The 589-nt window shown below is 68.1% G+C and carries 1 protein-coding gene; it reads left to right on the top strand.

The window, feature by feature from the left end; genetic code table 11:
* A partial coding sequence (locus tag ACLQ22_RS31905) for a condensation domain-containing protein (protein WP_425695585.1) occupies positions 1-589 on the top strand: 589 nt, incomplete at both ends.

Genomic DNA, 589 nt, shown 5'->3' with positions numbered 1-589 from the left:
GGCCGGCCCGACCCCCTGCCGCCCCTGCCCGTGCAGTACGCCGACTACGCCGCCTGGCAACGCCGATGGCTCACCGACGGCACCCTGCAACGCCAGGAAAACCACTGGCGACACACCCTCGCCGACGCACCCACCCTGCTCGAACTACCCACCGACCGCCCCCGCCCCACCGAACAGGACCACCACGGCGCCCACCTACCCGTCACCCTCGACACCCACCTCACCACCGCCCTGAAAACCCTCACCACCCAACACGGCGGCACCCTCTACATGACCCTGCTCACCGCCTGGGCCATCGTCCTGTCCCGCCTCTCCGGACACCACGACCTCATCATCGGCACCCCCACCGCCAACCGCCGCCGCGCCGAACTCGAAAACCTCATCGGCTTCTTCGTCAACACCCTCGCGCTGCGCATCGACCTCACCGACAACCCCACCACCACCCAACTCCTACACCGCGTCCGCGACCTCACCCTCACCACCCTCGACCACCAGGACCTCCCCTTCGAACAAGTCGTCGAAGCCGTCAACCCCACCCGCAACCTCGCCCACACCCCCCTCTTCCAGGTCATGTTCGCCTGGCAGAACA

The organism is Micromonospora sp. DT178, from assembly GCF_049841695.1.
GTDB lineage: Bacteria > Actinomycetota > Actinomycetes > Mycobacteriales > Micromonosporaceae > Micromonospora.
The sequence above is the reverse complement of the archived record's forward strand: the minus strand, read 5'-3'. Positions and strand labels throughout refer to the sequence as shown.